The sequence below is a fragment of the Peribacillus sp. QJM3NY_7 genome (assembly GCF_056173225.1).
This window is the reverse complement of the sequence record NZ_CM149663.1, coordinates 3,048,966-3,068,663: the sequence shown is the minus strand read 5'-3', so window position 1 is coordinate 3,068,663 and position 19,698 is coordinate 3,048,966. Positions and strand designations below refer to the sequence as shown.

At 38.5% G+C, this 19,698-nt stretch carries 13 protein-coding genes and 4 pseudogenes; 12 read left to right on the top strand and 5 right to left on the bottom strand.

The annotated features are described in order from the left end of the window. Positions 1-211: 211 nt before the first annotated feature. The 3 genes and pseudogenes from AC0VX1_RS14630 to AC0VX1_RS14620 form a co-directional block, all read left to right on the top strand. Entirely contained in the window at positions 212-1,267 is a 1,056-nt protein-coding gene (locus tag AC0VX1_RS14630) for an aldose epimerase family protein (protein WP_475467694.1), read from the top strand. Between the two features lie 816 nt (positions 1,268-2,083). Continuing rightward, positions 2,084-2,767 carry a C40 family peptidase gene (locus AC0VX1_RS14625; protein ID WP_475467692.1) on the top strand — a complete coding sequence of 228 codons (684 nt, stop codon included), beginning with the start codon at positions 2,084-2,086 and terminating at the stop codon, positions 2,765-2,767. Positions 2,768-2,979: 212 nt separating this feature from the next. Beyond that, positions 2,980-3,103, top strand: a pseudogene (locus AC0VX1_RS14620) (hypothetical protein); the annotation flags it as partial. Positions 3,104-3,767: 664 nt separating this feature from the next. On the opposite strand, the gene AC0VX1_RS14615 reads toward AC0VX1_RS14620, so the two are convergent. From AC0VX1_RS14615 to AC0VX1_RS14595, 5 genes are all read right to left on the bottom strand, one after another. Then, positions 3,768-5,600 (bottom strand): amidohydrolase, encoded by a 1,833-nt coding sequence (locus AC0VX1_RS14615; protein WP_475467690.1) that lies wholly within the window; start codon positions 5,598-5,600, stop codon positions 3,768-3,770. A gap of 13 nt (positions 5,601-5,613) precedes the next feature. Next, complete coding sequence (locus tag AC0VX1_RS14610; RefSeq protein ID WP_475467688.1) at positions 5,614-6,207, bottom strand: antibiotic biosynthesis monooxygenase; 594 nt, start codon at positions 6,205-6,207, stop codon at positions 5,614-5,616. Beyond that, positions 6,204-6,848: a hydrolase gene (locus AC0VX1_RS14605; RefSeq protein ID WP_106027448.1), complete on the bottom strand. Its 645-nt coding sequence runs from the start codon at positions 6,846-6,848 to the stop codon at positions 6,204-6,206. The genes AC0VX1_RS14610 and AC0VX1_RS14605 overlap by 4 nt, the downstream gene beginning before the upstream one ends. Positions 6,849-7,035: 187 nt before the next feature. Further along, positions 7,036-7,680, bottom strand: coding sequence for an isochorismate family cysteine hydrolase YcaC (gene ycaC / locus AC0VX1_RS14600; protein WP_098864717.1), 645 nt, complete (start codon positions 7,678-7,680; stop codon positions 7,036-7,038). A 161-nt stretch (positions 7,681-7,841) separates the two neighbouring features. After that, entirely contained in the window at positions 7,842-8,411 is a 570-nt protein-coding gene (locus AC0VX1_RS14595; RefSeq protein ID WP_328144168.1) for an NADPH-dependent FMN reductase, read from the bottom strand. Between the two features lie 268 nt (positions 8,412-8,679). Here AC0VX1_RS14595 and AC0VX1_RS14590 point away from each other — a divergent pair. The 9 genes and pseudogenes from AC0VX1_RS14590 to AC0VX1_RS14550 all read left to right on the top strand — a co-directional run bounded on the left by AC0VX1_RS14590 (position 8,680) and on the right by AC0VX1_RS14550 (position 19,609). Continuing rightward, a pseudogene (locus AC0VX1_RS14590) lies at positions 8,680-9,410 on the top strand (low temperature requirement protein A). 301 nt (positions 9,411-9,711) lie between these two features. Further along, a complete protein-coding gene (locus tag AC0VX1_RS14585; protein ID WP_475467685.1) occupies positions 9,712-10,653 on the top strand; it encodes a ring-cleaving dioxygenase in 942 nt (313 codons plus the stop codon). Between the two features lie 105 nt (positions 10,654-10,758). Then, positions 10,759-11,706, top strand: coding sequence for a ring-cleaving dioxygenase (locus tag AC0VX1_RS14580; RefSeq protein WP_475467683.1), 948 nt, complete (start codon positions 10,759-10,761; stop codon positions 11,704-11,706). Continuing rightward, positions 11,703-12,307 (top strand): annotated as a pseudogene (locus AC0VX1_RS14575) (alpha/beta hydrolase). Before AC0VX1_RS14580 ends, AC0VX1_RS14575 begins: the two are co-directional and overlap by 4 nt. A 369-nt stretch (positions 12,308-12,676) precedes the next feature. After that, entirely contained in the window at positions 12,677-13,513 is an 837-nt protein-coding gene (locus AC0VX1_RS14570) for an alpha/beta fold hydrolase (protein ID WP_098186430.1), read from the top strand. A gap of 1,049 nt (positions 13,514-14,562) precedes the next feature. After that, positions 14,563-15,095 (top strand): annotated as a pseudogene (locus AC0VX1_RS14565) (FecCD family ABC transporter permease); the annotation flags it as partial. 266 nt (positions 15,096-15,361) lie between these two features. Next, complete coding sequence (locus tag AC0VX1_RS14560; RefSeq protein ID WP_413010186.1) at positions 15,362-17,191, top strand: cache domain-containing sensor histidine kinase; 1,830 nt, start codon at positions 15,362-15,364, stop codon at positions 17,189-17,191. Further along, positions 17,169-18,335, top strand: a complete 1,167-nt coding sequence (locus AC0VX1_RS14555) for a response regulator transcription factor (RefSeq protein ID WP_413024320.1) — start codon at positions 17,169-17,171, stop codon at positions 18,333-18,335. The genes AC0VX1_RS14560 and AC0VX1_RS14555 overlap by 23 nt, the downstream gene beginning before the upstream one ends. Then, positions 18,335-19,609, top strand: coding sequence for an ABC transporter substrate-binding protein (locus AC0VX1_RS14550; protein WP_475467680.1), 1,275 nt, complete (start codon positions 18,335-18,337; stop codon positions 19,607-19,609). The genes AC0VX1_RS14555 and AC0VX1_RS14550 overlap by 1 nt, the downstream gene beginning before the upstream one ends. The last annotated feature ends 89 nt before the right edge of the window (positions 19,610-19,698 follow it).

Below are 19,698 nucleotides of genomic sequence, written 5' to 3'. Positions count from 1 at the left end.
AGAATAGAAGAGATTTTAAATCAGGAGGCAATAAGGGAAATACTTCATCAAGAATATGTTGATTTACTCATATGATTCCTTTTCTTAGGCCCGAGGTTGCTACTTCGGGCTTTACAATTATTAAAAATGTTAGCTGAACTTTTTATGCAATTTATGGTGTTTTAGCTTTTATTTATATGAAGGAATTTAATAGGGAAGGAGGCCGATAAAAATGAAAGTAGCACAAAGCTCGTTTGGAAATGATGTCTTGCTGTTTACGATAGAAAATGATCATGGATTAAGAATGGAAGTTACGAACTTTGGTGCAAGAATCGTCAATCTGTTCGTCCTAACGGAATCGGGTCGTAATAATATCGTATTGGGATTTGATTCGATTGAGGATTACAAAAAAGAAACGTATTATGGAGCAACAATAGGAAGAGTCGCTGGAAGAATAAAAAATGGCGAATTTTCAATTGGTGAATCACGTTACCAAACGTCTGTAAATCAATTAGGGAATACATTACACGGTGGCAGCCCTGGATTCGATGAAAAAACCTGGGGTTATGAAGTGAAGGAGACGGATGAAAGTGCTTCGATCATCTTTTCAACCGACTCACCTGATGGCGAGAATGGTTTTCCGGGGAATTTGAAAGTAAGTGTGACTTACACATTAGACAACTTAAATATTTGGTCAGTGAGCTATCAAGCAAAAAGTGATAAAGACACCGTTTTTAATCCGACCAATCACGTCTATTTTAACTTAACAGGGCATCCCAGTCATCCAATCGATGATCATTTCTTACAAATCTCTTCTCAAGAATTTGCACCAGTAAATGAAGATACCACGGTAACTGGGGAAAAGCGTAGTACAATTGGCACGCCTTATGATTTTCGAACCCCGAAGAAATTAAAATCAACCTTTGAAGCCATTGACGCAGAAGTTAAAAAAGTTCAAGGGATCGATCATCCATTCTTCCTTACGTGCCCAGGACTTCATCAAACTGCAGCCAAATTAATTAGTCCTGACCAGAAAATAACAGTCGAGGTATACACAGAAGAGCCTGCGGTTGTCATTTACACGGCAAACTTTGTGAAAGATGTGCCACTTATGCACGGAGAAAAATTAATTCAACACGGCGGAATAACGTTTGAAACCCAAGCTGCTCCAGGGGCGATTGAGTTTGAAGGTTTTGGGGATATTCTTCTTTTAGCAGGCCAAAATTATACTTCCCAAACAAAATACAAAATTGAGGTCAGTACCCACTCAGCTGAAGGTTCCAGTTAGTGTTAAAGAGTAGAATTGGCTGATTTCATTTTAATAATTTTACATAGATTCGGCTGCTAGTTGGGATCAACATCCGTGACTGTAAGAACGATCGAACATAGCTCGTGGCATGTAGCAGGCAGGATTCCCGCCGAATAAGAGTTAGCCATTCACTCGAACTGAGTTTTCAAGGATAGAGGATAACTTATATCTTTAAGCGTAAACAGTTAGATGGTGGGCTGTAAAACTAAGGTTAAAGATAAGCACCCATTTAAACAGCACATATTCTATACGTAGCACCCCCTGATACGATCCTTGTATCAAAGGAGGTGCTTTTCCTATGCCTTAACAAAAATTAACGATTGTCCCCAACAAATCATTCACTCGATTGTTTTGTACGAAACAAGGCAGAATTGTACAAGAATGGAATGGCATCACGAAAAATATTCAGGCAGTTATTGTCGTAAGCGATATGCCTTTATTAGACACCACCTAATTTAAGGTTGAGAGGATTAAATTGAATATACCAAATTAATGTCAGAACTTCGATGTATTTAATAAGCTCAAGGATTTGTAACTAGTGAAAATAATAAAATGTAAGGAGTCGCAAATATATCACAGTACGAGGAGGCTATCCAAACCGGATGGTTACTATTATAAAAAGCAAGAAATTTACTCTTTATTACTACCTTTCGAAAACATGAGCAATATTTTGGTTATTTTGTATTTTATACTCACTTTATGTATGCATTTGTAATAATAATGTAAAATTAGGTAAATGTGTGTGTCACTTAAAGGTGATAAAATGATAAAAAAGAGATTTAATCGGGGGAGAAAATGAAAAAAATCATAGCATCTTTTGTTGTTTCTGGATTGTTACTATCAAATCCGTTGGTTGGTAATGCTGCATTGGGCGATCGTACATTAAAAAGTGGAATGACTCATACAGAAGTAAAACAATTACAAGAGGTTCTAAAGAAAAAACAATATTTTAAGAGTAATAATACAACTAAATATTTTGGGACCGTTACTAAAAGTGCAGTCGTAAAGTTCCAAAAAAGTAAAGGTTTAAAAGCTGATGGTATTGTCGGTCCGAATACATATAAAGCTTTGGGAGTAAAAAAGAAGACCTCCAACGTAGCTAGTGTAAATAAAACAAGCAATAAATCTGCTGCGATAGTGAAGGAAGCAAAGAAACATTTGAATGTACGGTATGTATGGGGTGGAACTACACCAAAAGGTTTTGATTGCAGCGGATTCCTAAAATACGCTTTTGATAAAGGCGCAAATGTCACATTACCAAGAACGGTATCGGAAATTTATAAAAAGGGGACAAAGGTGTCCAAACCACAAGTAGGAGATGTGGTCTTTTATGAAACCTATAAACCTGGTGCCTCACATGCTGGTATTTATATAGGCGGCAATCAATTCATACACAGCTCCTCATCAAACGGTGTAAGTATTTCCTCCATGGATAATAGTTATTGGAAGAAAAGATATGTAGGAGCAAAAAGAATGTAATAGAGAAAGTTGCCAGTTCTTTTTTGAAGAGACTGGCAACTTTCTAGTTCTAACAATAGGTTAGGATACTAAGAAGTCCTATAGATGGTAGAATCGGTATTGATACATAAAATTTTTTTAAAATACAATTTTAGCTTTTATTGCTCCCGGAAACACTTGGGTATAATGGATACTCTATATACCACATATAATTTCTTTAATTCTCACATAAGACAGTCGAGGAAGTTTATAAAAAACCATGAAAAGTTTTCCCAGGAGGTACAGAGGGTAGCCTCACAGGACTTAGCTAAAGTTGGCCTCATTATCGTAGCGTTCACCATTAAAGGTGTTTGGGATTTTTATATACCTTATGTACACGATATATTAATTGTGTACATAAGGTATTTTATCTTTTAAGAGTAAGAATGAATAGGTGTACAAGTTTAAGAGGTGTTTACTTTACAAGAAATATCTAATGCAGCCAATTATGTTCGATAAAGGTGTTATCGTATGATTTATCATAGAATCTATCATCGGCTACAACGACGCCATTCCCACCGTTGCACAAGCGCCATTTGGCGGCATGAAAGAAGGCGGCCATCAAGGCCTTGAAGAATATTTAGAAGGAAAAATATATATCGATGGATTTTTAAAATAGGGCAAGATAGGCTTAAGGTGAAGTCAAATCCTTAAGCCTTTCCTTATTTACCTCATAAAAAGTCTTAATTCAACACACGCTCCCCATTGATTAACAAACCTCAGTTACAGAACCTATGGCCAGGAGGAAATATCAATCTACTATCTCTACATTTCTAGAGTATTTAAAGACAAGGCATGTTCTTTCAATTTTATTTCATCAAACAAATCCCTAAATATTTTAAAATTCATGAGATAATCATATACTGAAATAGAAAATGTAAAACTTTATTTAAATAATATAAAGAGCCTAACTTTCTCTTTAAGGAGAAAGTTAGGCTTTTTTCATTTTATGTTTGGATTCGTCCTTGGCCCCAAACCCTCATTAGAAAGCAAAGCAAGTACAACCGATACCCCACTTAGTTCCATCATTTCCTATTACGGTATGAGTGTGTTGATGGAGAGGGTTACTGCAACTATGTTTGTGATCATGGGCATCGTGAGAAAGTATACTGTCGGCTAGGTTAGCACCACCATAACCATAAACTCCCGTCGGTGACCAATCAGGTGATGCTGGCGGCAATTCAGGTGATAAATATTTAAATTCATCATTTCCATAAACAACCTGCCCACCCATAATGGTGAGAATTGATTCAAGGTCTTTGATTTCTTCTTCTGGCACAGTAAAGTAGTCAGCAAACAATACAGCAATATCAGCAAACTGACCTACTGCAAGGGTACCCTTTTTATCTTCATCACCGGAGAACCACGCACTTCCTTTGGAATATAGTTCCAGAGCTACTTTTCTGTCAAGTTTATTCTTTTCATCGTATATCGAAAGACCACCAATGGTTTTTCCTGCAACCATCCAGTAAAGAGCAACCCAAGGGTTATAGCTAGAAACCCTCGTTGCATCACTACCGGCGCCAACAGGTATACCCAGGTCTAGCATACGATAAATCGGAGGAGTATGCTTTGCGGCTTCCTTTCCGTATAAATCAACAAAGTATTCACCTTGGAAAGCCATGCGGTCTTGGATGGCAATACCGCCATTTAAAGCCTTAACACGTTCCATACTACGATCTGAGATTGTTTCTGCATGGTCAAACCACCAGCGTAGACCATTAAATGGAATTTCTCTGTTGACTTCCTCAAAAACATTTAAGAAACGTGTTATTGACTCGTCATAAGTTGCATGTAAACGGAATGGCCAACGGTTTTCCACCAATAGAGAAATTACTTTCTTTAAGTCAGCTTCCATCACAGTAGCTAGGTCGGGCCGGGGCATTTGAAATTTTTCAAAATCGGCTGCCGAGAATACTAACATTTCTCCGGCACCATTCATTTTATACTTATCATTTCCTTGACCAGGAGAAACAATTTTTGCCCATGATGCAAAGTCTTCATATTCATGATCTGGATTTTGCGTAAATAGATTATAAGCAATACGCAAAGTTAATTGATCCTTCTCGGCTAAATGTTCAACAACTTTGTAATCATCAGGATAATTTTGGAATCCGCCACCTGCGTCAATGGCACTTGTGATACCTAGTCTATTTAATTCGCGCATAAAATGGCGAGTTGAGTTAATCTGGTCGTCAATATTAAGTACTGGAGCTCTGCCTAAACTTGAATATAGAATAGAAGCGTTAGGATTGGCAATTAAAAGACCCGTTGGATTACCTCGTTTATCCCGCTGAATTAAACATCCCGGAGGGTCTGGGGTATCTTTTGTGTATCCCAGTGCACGCAGCCCTGCTCGATTTACAAGTGCTCTATCATAAAGATGTAGCACAAAGACAGGCGTGTCTTCAGAAACAGCATTAATCTCTTCCAAAGTTGGCATCCGTCTTTCTTTAAACTGAAATTCAGACCAACCTCCAACTACTCTTACCCACTGAGGAGCAGGTGTACGCCTTGCCTGCTCTCTAAGCATTTCCAGAGCAATAGCAAGTGATGGCACACCTTCCCAGCGCAATTCCATATTATAATGAAGACCGCCACGAATAACGTGTATATGAGAGTCATTCAAGCCCGGAATAGCTCTCTTTCTTTTAAGGTCTATTTTTTTGGTTTTTTCTGTGGCACTATCAAGAAGCTCATCTCCACCTACTGCAGTGATTAAACCATCAGTTATGGCGATAGCCGATACCTCAGGTTGAGATGGGGCAAGGGTAGTGATTTTTCCGTTATATAAGATCATATCCGGTAAATTCATGTTCACACCTCGTTTACTTCCTATTATTCTGTAACCATGGATGAAATATTTTACCGAGAACGGGCATTAATACCCATGATAGCAAAGACACTATACATACCGAAACAAAAAAAGTTGACATAATATGATTCATATTTTTTATAACAGGTCCTACCACTATAGGAACCAACATGCTAAGAGGCCATACACCAAGAACGGTAACAATGGACATTTTCCATTTTGGCGGCGGAACTGGCGTTTTCGGAGTAACAAACCAATATGCCAAACTGCTTTCAGTTTTGTAAGTTGGATTAGTAGCTTGAAATGGTTCTGCCTTTTTTAACAAATCTCGACGAATATCTGATTCTTGCCAAGCACGAAGATGATCATACGTATTAAAGCGAAAAACAACAGTATACTCTCTGGATCTGTTATTGGGGACTATTAGATTTACGCCTAAATGCCCTGGAAATTTAGTGGCGGCAGCTTCAATTTCATGTCTCCACATTTCAAACTGTTTTTCTCTACCTTCTTGAATTTCCCATGTAACAATCGTTGTAACTGGACCACCGGCATCCATAGAGTTCCCTGTTTGAGTTTCTCCGACAGTTACTTTTTCTTGATTCATATTTTCCTGCTTGGAGGCGCGCCATGTACCATAGTATATGCGTATTCCACGCCTTGACCATAAGCGCCAGTGTGTTCTTTTACAATTTCCATAACAGCATCATAAGTGTCTTTGCGTGCCCAGTCACGTTGGTATTCAAGTAAAACTTGAATTGCTGTCACTGGAATTGCTCCAGCTTGTTCTACACGACGCATAGCAGCGTTATGTGCTGTCAAACTTGTGCCACCTGAAGCATCATCAACTGCATAAACTTCATAGCCAGCTTTAATTGCTTCAAGCACAGGGAATGCAAGACAAACTTCAGTCCAAAGTGCTGCAAATATCAATTTCTTTCTACCTGTTGCTTTAACTGCCTCAACAAATTTTGAATCTTCCCAAGAGTTCATTGAACTACGTTCTATAATTTCATGGTTTGGGAATATGTCAAGGATTTGTGGCCAAAAATAACCAGAAAAGCTTTGTGTTTCAACTGTAGTAAGAATAGTGGGTACATTAAAAGCTTTTGCTGATTTAGAAAGTAGCATAACGTTATTCATTAATGTTTGTCTGTCAATGCTTGCAACTCCAAAAGTCATTTGAGGCTGAAAATCGATCAAAATTAATGCACTGTTCTCCGGAGTTAACAATTCTAAATTACTCATAATAAAACACTCCTTTTTTAAAATTGTTTCATCTAAAAGGCAATTATTAGTTTCAGCTGTAATCGAAAAAATAAAAGCCTTGCTATACTTCTAATTTAAAAAGGAGCGCTGATTAAATCAGCGCTAAATTTATACGATCCACTTTTAAAAAAAGTGATTGATTTATAGCTAGTTCTTAGGAATAAATTTATGCATTTTGTTTACTAAGATCTCGCTGAGCTCCCATATAGCTTCCAATTACATTTTGATAACCTGGAAGATTACTAGCAAGCAAATTGCCAAAACCTTCGACATCGTTGCGCCAATCGCGTTGTAGTTCGCAAGCTACGCTAAACCAGTTCATTAGTTGCACGCCACTATGTGCCATACGCGTATTGGCAGCTTCTGCAACTTGTTTACTGAAAGTTCCTGAAGCATCAGTAACAGCAAAAACTTCATACCCAGCTTTTATTGCGGAAAGTGCAGGGAAGGCAACGCATACATCCGTAACTACGCCCGCGATAATAAGTTGTTTTTTTCCAGTTTTTTCGATTGCTTTTACAAAATCGTCATTATCCCATGCGTTAATTTGTCCAGGACGAGCTATTTTTGGAGCGTTAGGAAAAAGATCAACCAATTCCTGCATAAGTGGTCCATTAGGTCCGTTTTCAAAGCTTGTTGTTAAAATAACTGGTAAATCAAAAAACTTAGCAGTATGAGCAAGAGCCAAAACATTGTTCTTAAATTCATCAACACCATAGTCACGAACAAGTCCAGCCATAAGGCCAGTTTGATGATCCACTAAAAGAACGACAGCTTCATCTTTATTAATACGAGAATAGAGATCAGACATTATGTATTCCTCCTAAATTAAAGTAATGAAGAAAGTTTAAACATTGGATTATTTACCATAAATTTCTTCAATTTCCGCAATCACTTTATAACTAAACTTATATTTATGCCAATAATTTTCTTGGAAATCAGAAAAAACGTCAGATTTATTTTTAAAAATGCTTACTTTACTTCTTTATCTAAAACAAGAGTTTTATCTATCCAAATTATAAATTGTTGTAAATAACGCTGAAGATAACGTTTTGTTTGTTCGTCAGTAAGCACTTTCTGATCGGAATCAATCTTTTCATGTACTTGAGAAATCAGTACTTTTTGAAATGGAAGAACATGAACTTGCATAGTTTCTAGTATTTCTCTGATTTGCATCTGAGCATAAACAGTACCTAACCCCCCAGGAGTTGCTCCGATTAGGCCAACCGGTTTTCTGCTAAGAACTGCGGATTCCCGGGGTCTTGATGCCCAGTCCAATGCATTCTTTAATACGCCTGGAATTCCAGAATTGTACTCTGGACTTACAATAATGATACCGTCAACGTCTTGGATAGCAGATTTAAATGATGTCACTGTTTCTGGAACACTTATTTCTAAGTCTTCATTAAACAAAGGTAGATTATTTATCTCGATCCAACGAAATTGATGGGAATCATCCATCTCTGTTAATGATTGAGCAATGATTCGATTATAAGAGTCTTTTCGTAAACTACCACAAATAAGGCCTATAGTTTTTGTCATATATTTCCTCCTTTGTTAAAATCACCTCATCATACCATGATATACCAACGTAAAAAAAGTGGCTTTATGCCTAATGATCAAACTGTTTAATTTAATGAGGTGTTTAGTACAAATAATCTAGGATGTAAGGGTTTCTCATTAGTTTTCTTATTATTGGTTTGTGTTTGCAAGCTATGGCAAATAGACTATGTCTATATTATTCCCTCTTCGAATAACCATATATTTCCAACGTACTATTAACTATAAAAAAATTGGAGGGAGTGCAGAAATGGAAAAAAAGAAAGTTGCGTTGTTAGAACTATTTTATGATTTGTTGTTTGTGGCGGCGGTTGCGGTGGCAACTCATGTTTTACTTCATGTTGAAGATGGTCATATCCATATAGAGTATTTAGTGAAATTCGTCTTAATTTTCATTCCGATCTGGTGGGCTAGGGAGAGGCAAACCATCTTTTTAACCGTTTCGGAAAAGATTTATTTTATTAACGAATCTTTTTGATCCTGCAAATGTTTTTGTCCTAATAATGACATCAAGCTTGTCAGCTGATTTTGATCCATATTATCTTTCTAATAGGTTATATTCGGTTAAGGGCCGTGACTGCGATCCAATATCTTATTGTCCAGCGGATAGGAGCAGGAGTTCGTAAGAAAGGAGCACTCTTTCTAGGAAGATATTTTTGGATTGGAATCGTTATTTCATTATTATCCGTCTTTTTTGATTCTTGGATTCGGTATGCTGTGTTGTATTTTCGGAATTCTTATCGATATTATCCCACTGCTTGGAAGAAAGTGTTTAGAAAAGGTTCCGACTAATACAGCCCACTTGTTTTTCATCAATACAGGTTTGAACAACACCGTTTGAAAATTTATCATTTTTGCTTGTTTTTAGGGATTTTACCAGTCTTTTTTGTTATTAATTTGGTTGTAGTAGTACCAAATATTGTGATAATAGGACAATTAACCCTGTTTTTCATCATCTATGCTAAATTAACAACTACATAAATAAAAGCATCAATTAAACCAGTATCAATCTATAGTGCTGGTTTATTTGTATATATTGGTATTACTTCCATTTGATATTGAATCAGTTTATCCATAAGTTGATTGAAATAAAAATGGGTATTGTGAATAATTTCCATGCTTCTTTTTTTAATAAAATTAAAGATCCAATATTTATAGACAATAAAAAAATTTGGACAAAGGAAAAAACACCCATAAAGTCGCATATACAATTATCAACAAATTGGCGATGCTTTTTTAAGGTTAGTGTCTAACCAGAAATAAAAAGAGGAGTGAAAATAAAATGAGTAAAAAAACGATGGGTATTCACCACATTACTGCAATAGTTGGTCATCCTCAAGAGAATGTTGATTTCTATGCAGGTGTATTAGGTTTACGTTTAGTGAAAAAAACTGTCAATTTTGATGACCCAGGTACCTACCATCTTTATTTTGGTAATGAGGGTGGAAAACCAGGAACAATCATGACATTTTTCCCATGGGCAGGAGCTAGTCAAGGGAAAATTGGTGATGGTCAAGTAGGCGTTACATCATATGTTGTTCCAAAAGGAGCTATGAAGTTCTGGAAAAAAAGACTGGAATCCTTCAATATTCCTTTTACTGTAAGAGAGCGCTTTAGCGAGGAATACTTGGAATTTGATGACCCACATGGGCTACACTTGGAAATTGTTGAAAGGGAAGAAGGGGAAGTAAATGCATGGACCTTTGGCGGGGTAACACCTGGGGTAGCTATTAAAGGCTTTGGAGGTGCTACTTTATTATCGACCCATCCTGACAAAACGGCTGTATTGCTAGAAAACATATTGGGACTAGAATTAATCGGCAAGGATGGCGACTTTGCACGTTACCGTTCTTCAGCAGAAATTGGCAATATCATTGACTTAAAATTAACGGCAATAGGACGCGGGACAATGGGTGCTGGCACCGTACACCACATTGCATGGCGGGCAAAGGATGATCAAGACCAATTGGAATGGCAAAAATATGTTGAGGAAAACGGATATGGGGTAACTCCTGTAAGAGATCGAAACTATTTTAATGCGATTTACTTTAAAGAACACGGGGAAATTCTCTTTGAGATTGCAACAGATCCTCCAGGATTTGCTCACGATGAACCTGAAGCGACGATGGGAGAAAAATTAATGTTGCCAGAGCAGTATGAACAGTCTAGAGGGCAGATTAAACAAAGTTTATTACCATTTGAGGTAAGAGAATTAGGGTTGTGAGCTGGTTAGCTGGTACAAATTAAGCAAAGTTAGGTGAGATTTTTTCCATAGAGAGACCTAATTAATTTCTTGATCAAAGTAATGAAAAGAATGGGAATGGTGAGGTTGCAAAAAACTACAGGGATCCATCATATAACAGCAATGGTGAACGATGCCCAAAGAAGTATTGATTTTTATGCTGGCATACTGGGGTTAAGACTTATAAAAAAGACGATAAACTTTGATCGTCCAGAAGTCTATCATCTTTATTTTGGAAATGAAACTGGTCAACCTGGATCTGTTATAACTTTTTTTCCGTGGTCAAAGCAGTTAAAAGGTCGAATTGGAACAGGACAGGTTGGAGTAACCAGTTTTATAATCCCGAATCATTCGATTAAATTTTGGGAAAATCGTTTGGGGAAATTTAGAATCAGGTTTATTCAATCAGTACGTTTTGGAGAAAAATATTTACAATTTCAAGATCCAGATGGTCTCGAAATTGAATTAGTGGAACGAAATGAAGGGCCAAAAAATACTTGGAGTTTTGGGGAAGTCGATTCAGAGGTTGCAATTAAAGGGTTTGGTGGAGCTATATTAATTTCAACTCAGCCTAATAAAACTGCAAATGTGCTTGAAAACGTATTAGGGCTCGAATGTCTTGGGCAAGAAGCGAGCTTCCTTAGGTTTAAATCGGATGGTCGGTTTGGAAATACAATTGATATTAAGCTAACTCCTTCGGTTCGCGGGTTAAAAGGGGCTGGAACTGTTCACCATATCGCATGGAGGGCAAAGGATGACCAAGATCTATTGAGATGGAGAACACTTCTTCAAGATAAGGAGTATTATCCGACTGAGATTCGTGATCGAAACTACTTCAAAGCTGTGTATTTCCATGAACAAGGCGGTATCCTTTTTGAAATAGCGACAGATCCGCCAGGCTTTTCCGTTGATGAAGCTGTCGCTGAGCTTGGAAGTAAACTGATGTTGCCATCCTGGCTGGAGCCAAACCGAGAAGAATTAGAAGAAGCCTTACCTAATGTGGAAGTTCGCGTTCTGGAGGGAGATCAATCATGAAACATATATTTAATAAGGGTAAAGATTCAACGAAACCAACGTTATTATTACTACATGGTACTGCGGAAATGAATTAGATTTATTACCTATAGCGGGAAGAATTGATGACGAGGCTTCAGTGCTAAGTGTCCGCTGAAATGTATTGGAAAATGGAATGCCTCGATTCTTTCGGAGATTAGCTGAAGGTGTATTCGATGAGGAAGATCTGATTTTCCGTACAAAAGAATTATATGAGTTTCTTGATGATTCTGCTGCAAAGTATAATTTTGATCGAGAAAACATGATTGCCATTGGATACTTAAATGGAGCTAATATAGCTGCTAGTTTATTATTTCACTTTCAAAATGCATTAAAGGGAGCCAGTCTCCATCACCCGATGGTACCGAGAAAAGGAGTTGTTCTTCCTGATTTGTCAGGAAAATCAGTATTTATTGTTTCTGGTAAAAATGATCCTATATGTTCGCCGATGGAATCTACTGAACTTCAATCCTTATTTGAAAAGGCTAATGCAAAAGTTGAAATTCATTGGGAAAATAGGGGGCATCAATTGACTGTTGATGAAGTTGAAGCTGCGGCTCACTGGTATCGTAGAGTCTTTTAAACTTTAGAAATACAAATTAATTTTTTTGTAAATAACTTAAAATTCGCAGAGTGAAATCGGATAAATAAGCCTTGATGTTTTAGGAAGGGCTGTGATTCCTACCCCAATTGCAGTTGCTTAGAAATCTTTAATTCGATTTTTCAGTTTAGTTTTTTCAATATTTTTTAATAATTTACACACCTTGGTTTAAATAAATTGAATCTAATAATATTAGTTGATTTGATATTTTTTGAATAATTTTACAATTTCGATAGTAGGGAATATAATAATCCTATAAACATTTTGCAAAAAATATGTTAAATGTTTTGGAGTGAAGAGTTTTTTTTAGAGAAGCAAGAATATAGGTTTAATTCATGGGAGGAAATTTATATGGCAAAATTTACTGTAGGTAATGAAAATCATGCTCCAATTGAACTTTATTATGAGGACCAGGGTTCAGGGAAACCTGTTGTCTTAATACATGGTTGGCCTTTAAGTGGACGCTCTTGGGAATATCAGGTGCCAGCTCTTATTGAAGCGGGTTACAGAGTCATAACATATGATCGTCGAGGATTCGGAAAGTCATCCCAGCCATGGGAAGGATATGAATATGAAACATTTGCTTCCGATTTACATAAACTGTTAGAACATTTAGATCTTCAAAATGTCACACTTGTTGGTTTTTCTATGGGTGGAGGTGAGGTAGCTCGATACATTAGTACGTATGGAACAGATCGTATTGAAAAGGCTGTTTTTGCTGGAGCAGTTCCTCCTTATTTATACAAATCAGAGGATAATCCTGAAGGAGCATTAGATGATGCAACAATTGAAGAATTCAAAAGTGGCGTGATAAATGACCGCCTTGCATTTCTTGACAAATTTACGAAGGGATTTTTCGCGGCGGGTAATCAAACAGATTTAGTTAGTGAGCCATTCCGTTTATATAATTGGGATATCGCAGCCAGTGCCTCACCTAAGGGTACGCTCGATTGTATAACGGCCTTTAGTAAGACAGATTTTAGAAAGGACTTGGAAAAGTTCAATATACCTACTCTTATTATTCACGGTGACTCTGATGCAACTGTACCTTTTGAGTTAAGTGGAAAACGTACATATGATTCCATTCCTGGTAGTAAGCTCGCTCTAATAAAGGGTGGTCCGCATGGATTAAACGCAACTCATCCAAAAGAATTTAATGAAGCGTTACTAACATTTTTAAAAGATTAATAAAGTAATGACGATCCTATTTCAAATGAGAAGGAGGAGCAGTCTTTCTTTTTATAAGGTTGTAGGAAAACTCTTAATATGAGGCAGAAGTAGAGTGTTGCTAACTTTTAGTATAAATCACTCGTAGCCATTATTATTACACTGATATCAGGGATTGATTGGATAATTCTACACTTTTCAATACCCTTTTTGTTAACTGCAATTGCATTTTTGGGGTTTTGCTAATAAAAAAGTTAGCTGTGATATATACAGTATTATAGCTATAAGCAGATCTAGGGCACCCCGAGATGTACTTGACCTTAATTGTTATAAATGTATTTCTAAAGGAAAAAGGCAGTCTAATACCTTCCTAGTTAATAGAAGAAACTCGTCAAAAAAGGAGCCTTTGCCCAAAGTGGTAAAGGTTTATTTCTGTATTTATTTCCTATTTCCATCCTTGCATCGAGACCGTGCTTTAACTGAAAGAGTGAATGACTTTTTCTTCTTTCAGTCTCTCTATCAACTGTTTATCAATTCTATCTCTACTTTGAATTATTCGATTTGTTTTAAAGTTATATTTATGTGAATGTTTATTTAATTATTTTATTTAAACTAACAGCTACTCCTATAAGTGTTAATAGAATCTTCGATATTCAAATGCATACTTGTAGGAAATTTATACTTTGTATAAAACCCTACAGCCGTTCCCCATACTAATATAGTCCAGACATATCCTTTTCATAATTCATCATATTTTGACGAATATCTTCTAAAGTTAATGTAAATGGAAGATAAATTTTGCCTTAATATAGTTACTTAGTTAATTAATTTATTCTCGTAACTATAACCAATGAAGGGGAAACAGTATTGGATTGTTTTATGGGTTCAGGATGAACAGGGCAGGCTACTATAAATCTAAATCGGAACTTTATTGGTTTCGAATTAGACAATGATTACTTTATTGAAGCTTCGAATGCTTTACATAAAGTTACGACAAGTTACATGATGTTGTTGCTGTTTGAAACCTTCTGAAGCCATCGAATTACCACCTCTTGTGACAATTACGAAGACGGACTGCGGGAATGCAGCCAGTCAAACTTGTATTAACAGGGGTGGGATTTTCTGTGGTCCTCTCAGGTCTGATGCTTGTCCTTATTTCATCTGCTGATTGACAAAAGGTGGATTTTATTACAAATTGGCTGTCAGGGAACATATGGGGTGCAGACCTGCTATTCTCATCCCCTTTACACTGTACAAAGCGACTCGGCTGAATCTTTTTGGGTTGAGTGTACCTATGCCAATAGGCTTAGGTGTATCAGTTGAAAAAAAGGGCGATCCTGTTGCTGACATCGGTTTCGCTTGCAGCAGCAGCAGCTGTCTTTGTCACAGGAGGCAGCGCCTTTGTCGGGCTCAGGGTCCGTACTTTGCAAAAGCTCTGGTCGGACCTCGAAATCAGCTCTTCCTGCCGTTAGCGATTCTGATCAGCGCCTGGATGCTTGTGGCAGATACTATCGGAAGAAACATACTTGAACCCAAAGACATACCTGCGGGGATTATGATCGCTTTAATAGGGGCTCCTTATTTAATGTTTTTGTTAATGAAGAGTAGGAGAAAAAGCATAATTTTTGTAAAAGCTGAAGATGTCTTCAGCTTTTTTTGTGTTTGCCTTATCATCTTCAAATCTCTGGCGCAGCGCAAATTGGAACATAATATAAGCCCGAACTGCGAAATATAACGATACATGCACTTACACGAATCCTACTTAAGCATGATTGACTTGGTTTTTTGATTTGATATAGTTTTAGGATGCTAAAGTGAGAAGATAAGATCAGACTAAAAAATAGCCTTCTGCGAAAGGGGGTGCCTCCTTTGAAAAGCATACAAAGCCGTTTATTGATCATGCTGCTGATTTTCATCGTTCTGCCCTATTTCCTGTCCGTTTTTTTCATCTACACTTACACAAAAAACAGTGTGGAGCAGTATGAACTTGAAAACAGCCGGGAGCAGCTTCAGAAGAATGCGGATGAACTGGAGCAGTATTTTGACGACATGATTGATTTTCCATATATTCTGTACCGCAACCCTGATCTGTTTCGGATTTTTAAAAACGGCTTCGAAGACTCCATATATTTCAACCCTATGACCATGGAAAAGAGTCTCGAAACCTTTTATCTAATGAGAAACGAATTCCGGCAAATCCGTTTCTATATTGCTAAAAACAATGAGTCATTTACTGTCTATAATGCAATGATCAGCACACACAGGTATCAGCCGGATTTTCTGAACCGGGACCCGATCAAACAGCTGTATACATCTGACTCACAATATTTGATTGAGCCGCCCCACCCTCTTGAGAATTACAATAATGCAGCCATTGTTCCAAAATCGGACAAAACGATGGTGATGACTTTTCACCACAAAATTATAGACGTTCTTTCTAAAAAGTTTCTTGGGATGATTACAATCGATATTGATTTGGGCGAATACGCCCGCATTTGCAATAACCTTGTCCAGGGAGACGCATCTTCAGTTTTGCTTATTGATTCAAAAGATCGTGTCATGTATGCAAATGATCGTGCCCTGATTGGAAAACCTCTTCCTGCCGAAGAAAAGCAACGTCTTGACGGGAATAGGAGCCGGCATGATGACGATATTCTCTTATCAAAAGAGTTATCAGGGTCACTGAACGGCTGGAAATTGATTAAGGTCATGTCGAGTCAGGCTTTATATGAAGATGTCAGGAAAACTGCCTATACCAATATCCTTGTCGGCATCGGCGTAGGAATACTGGGTTTGCTGATGATAGGCATTATCTCAAATAGGATTACCCGTCCCATTACGAGGCTGAGCAGCAAAGTCCGCTCCATTGAAGGCGGAAATATGAATGTCCCTTTTGATGATACCAGAAGCGATGAAATTGGCCATTTGGAGTCCCACATGAAGGACATGATGAACCGGATCAATTCCCACATTGACCGTGAATATAAGCTTGAAATTGAAAACAGGAAGAACCAGTTCAGGGCGTTAAAATCACAGGTTAATCCTCATTTTTTGTTTAACGCTTTACAATCCATCGGCGCTGTTGCCCTCAGGTCGAATGCACCAAAGGTCTATCAATTGCTGACTTCGCTGTCCAAAATGATGCGCTACTCAATGCAGGCAGATCAATGGGTACGGGTTCGGGATGAAGTTGAGTATACAAAAGCGTACCTCTCCCTTCAAACAGAGCGTTTTGGTGAAAATGTAAGTTATTCGGTCAATATCGATGAGTCCATTTTGGACATGACTATTCCAAGTATGATTCTGCAGCCCCTGGCAGAGAATTTCTTTAAACACACGTATGAGGAAGGGTACAGCAACGCTCATTTGTCCATTAACGGGGAAAAACAAGGAAACGATCTGTGCTTTACTGTTGAGAATGATGGTCCGGGTCTGACGGAAGAAGAGCTTCAGACACTACGGGAACATATCTATACACCCCCTTACGAAGGGACTTATTCGCATGAACATATAGGCCTGAAGAATATTCGTGACAGGCTGCTTCTAGGGTATGGACCAAGTGCAGAAATGAAAGTAGATTCGAATGACGGGCTGGGGTTTTCCGTCAGCATGAGGATCCCGATAAAGAGCCCCTTGGGAATGATAAAGACTTACTTCAGGAAAGGAGATGAACACGGTGAAAGCACTGATTGTCGATGATGAATTCAATGTGCGGGACGTCATACGCCATTTAGGCCAGTGGGAAACTCACGGCATCACCAAGCTATTGGAAGCCAAAAATGGCCATGAGGCAAAATCACTGATTGAAAAAGAACGCCCGGAGATTATCTTTACAGACGTGAAAATGCCCGGTATGGGCGGAATCGAACTGATTGAGTGGCTGGATTCCATTTCCTATCCTGGGAAAGTTATTTTCATTACTGGTTATAACGATTATTCCTATATGCGCAAAGCCATTCAGCACAGCAGCTTTGATTACCTGCTGAAGCCGATTGAGTATGAGGCGTTCAATCATACACTGGAAAAATCGGTACAAGCCTGGAAGGATGACTTTGAACATGCTGAAGTGCTGGAAGATGTGAAAAAACTGCGGAGAAACCAGTTAGCCACTGCGATATGTCTGGGGGACCGTTCGGATTCAAGCAGCCTGGCCGAGTTTCTTCCTGAATCGGAGGGCTATATGCTGACGCTGCTCTCCTTTTACCAGATGCACAATCCGGATCTCTATATCCAAAAGCTTTCAGATGAGCTTACGGACCGCAAATTAGGAAATGCGTTTTCCCTGCAGACGGATCTTAACCTCTGCCTTGTTATCACCATTCGCGATCAATGGCTCTCCGTTGAGGAATGGATCAGCCAGGAGTTCGATATCCCGGTAAGGCTTGTAACTGAAGAGCAGGTCGAAACTTTATCGGATATCAGGACCTCGTTTCAGGCTCTGCAGAAAAAGCTCGAGGAACAAAACTTCCGATCCATCCACCGTCTGGATGAAATAGATGCCGCTCGCCGCATGGAAGACATGGTTTCCTATGTTGACATGTATTATATGGAGGATTTGAGTCTGGAAAAGCTGTCGAATGTTTTCTTTTTAAGCCGCGAGCATATCTCAAGAAAGTATAAGCAAGAAACCGGAATGACCCTGTCCAAATACATCACGGAGCTTAGAATCAGCCAAGCAAAGTCGTGGCTGAAACAAAAAGACAAAAGCATTTATTCCATCTCTACCATGCTTGGCTATCAAGATGAAATCTACTTTTCAAAGCTATTTAAAAAGGTCGTCGGCATGACGCCTTTTGAGTTCAGGAACAAGAACGATCAACATGAATCTAAAGGGGTGACATGATGAAAAACAGGTTTTTATCTCTTTTGTTAATCGGAGCCGTCAGCCTGCCTCTTTCTGCATGTCAGGATGAAGCCCCACCAGAAAAAACAGAAAAGACAGAGCGGAAAATCACGCTGGATTTAAGGAATCCGAAAGTGGAAATCTCCACTCAATTTGAAGAAATGACGCGTGCTTATGAACGGGAAAATCCTCACGTCAATATCAGGGTACATACTGTTGGAGGGGCAATGGATGACCTCGCCAACCTAAAAGCCGAAATGGCGACCGGCACTGGTCCGGATATCTTTACAAACAGCGGCTATGAAAATGCCAAGCTGTGGCGGAACTATCTGGAGGATCTTTCAGGGGAGCCCTGGATTAATCAAGCATACAAAGAATCCCTGACGCCAGTCACATTGGACGGGAAAATTTACGGAATGCCGGTTAACCTTGAAGGGTATGGCTTTATCTATAATAAGGATCTATTTAAACAAGCCGGCATTACTGACCAGCCCGCCACTCTTTCTGAATTGACAGCAGCTGCCGAAAAGCTGCAGAATGCAGGCATTACTCCCTTTGCAACAGGCTATTATGAAGACTGGAAATTGGGAGACCATCTAATGAATGTTGCTTTTGCCCAGCAAAAGGATACTGATGCTTTTATAAGAAATTTAAATAACGGAACGGAAAAAATCAGTACCAATCAAACATTTAAGGATCTCCTTGCCCTGCTGGACCTCACCATAAAGTACGGAAACGATAATCCACTGTCTACGGACTATACAATGGAAGTGAATCTGTTTACCTCCGGAAAAGCAGCCATCATTCAGCAAGGCAACTGGATTCAGCCGATGATCGATCAAGCTTCGCCTGACATGAACATCGGTTTTATGCCGATTCCGATTAATGACCGACCTTTAAAGGAAGCCCTTGTCGTCAGCGTTCCAAATTATTGGGCCGTAAATAAACAGTCCATTCCTGAAAAGAAAAAAGAAGCCAAGAAATTTTTAAATTGGATGGTGTTGTCAGAACAAGGAAAACGGTTCATGACGGAAGAATTCAAATTCATTCCTGCGTTTAAGAACATTAAAACTGATGATATAGGGCCGCTCGCAGAAGAAACACTTCGAAATTACAAAGATGGGAACACCGTCCCATCTAACTGGTTTCACTTCCCTGTTGAAATTAGGGAAGAATTCGGAGCCGCGACTCAGCTCTATGTCGGGAAACAGCTGAACCGCAATCAGCTGCTCAATGAATATCAGAAGTCCTGGGAGAGGTTTTCGAAGGAATAGCCTCTTGCCGGGGCTTTTTTTGCCTTTTACAACTGCGATATCAATATACGACTAAATTCCAATCAATATGTGGCATACCTCTCTTTTCA